This window comes from Pseudoalteromonas sp. L23 (assembly GCF_021728455.1).
In the GTDB taxonomy this organism is placed as follows: domain Bacteria; phylum Pseudomonadota; class Gammaproteobacteria; order Enterobacterales; family Alteromonadaceae; genus Pseudoalteromonas.
In genome coordinates this window covers 1-1,232 of sequence record NZ_JAKKCW010000035.1, presented here as the reverse complement: position 1 = coordinate 1,232, position 1,232 = coordinate 1, and the positions used below count along the sequence as shown (strand labels likewise).

1 protein-coding gene is annotated in these 1,232 nt (G+C 48.1%); it reads right to left on the bottom strand.

Annotation, left to right across the window (positions count from 1 at the left end; all coding sequences use genetic code 11):
* A partial coding sequence (locus tag L3V43_RS23435) for a condensation domain-containing protein (protein ID WP_237117517.1) occupies window positions 1-1,232 on the bottom strand: 1,232 nt, incomplete at both ends.

Genomic DNA, 1,232 nt, shown 5'->3' with positions numbered 1-1,232 from the left:
CCCGTATCCGGAACCTGACGGTATTGCTCTTTTACCGCCATCAAAATACCACCGACATCCTCCGCCGCTTGCACGCTTAGCTGCAATGGATACATACTGGTAAACCAGCCTACGGTTTGACTTAAATCTATTACCCCCGCAACTCCCTCACGCCCATGCCCTTCTAGTGTCACCGATAGCGTTTGAGCACCACTACAACGTTGATGAGCTAACCACAAAGCCGCCAAGAGTACTTCATTCACCTGAGTTCGATAACTCTGTGGCACCATCGTGAGCAAAGCCTGCGTCTCATCCTCACTCAATTGGATTTGTAATTGTCGCCGTACACCTGCTTGTACCTGCTCATGACCATAATGCTGTTGCCAACTATTATCTGCCTCTAGTTCCCGCCAATATGAGCGTTGCTGCTGAAGCCCTTCACTCTCGCTATAGCGCTGTAAGTGTCTTCCCCACTGTTGATAACTATGTGTCTTATCACCAAGCTGCAATGCTTCTCCCGCTTGGTATTGTTGATAGAGCTGTGCTATGTCTGACAGCAAAATACGCCAAGAAACCCCATCCACAACTAAGTGATGTATCACCAACAGCAAGCGTCCTGTACCCGTTTTGTTCGCCAAATAGACCAATCGTAATAACTCACCATCTATCGGTGATAAGCTGCGCTGCGCTCGCTCTGCAATAGCCGTTAAACTCTCTGCCTCTCCATCCCACTCATGCTGCTCTATGCAGTTTGATAGCGCCAATGCTTCCAAGGCTTGATACCAACCTCGCCACTGCCCCTGTGCTTTATCAAAACTGAGCCTCAATGCGTCATGTCTCGTGACCAAAGCTTGCAACATCGGTATCAGGCATTGGGTGTCAAAATCCTCTGGGGTACTTAATAGAACCGACTGGTTAAAGTGGGCTAACGCCGTTTCGTTTTTGAAAAATGCCTGCTGAATAGGCAGCAATGGCATCTCTCCTATCACCGCCTCTTGTGCTATCGTGTATCCTTTGCTCTGCTTTACACACCGTGCTAATGCCACGATGTGTTGATGACGAAACAGGTCTTTAACACTAAAATACAGGCCTTGCTCCGCTGCCCGTGAGACTAGCTGAATTGATAATATTGAGTCGCCACCTAGGGCAAAGAAGTTTGCCTCACAGCTCAGTGACGCTTGCGGTATCTTTAATAAACTCGACCATAATTGCTGCAATTGCGCTTCTGTTTTATTTTGTGGTCCTCGGTAATG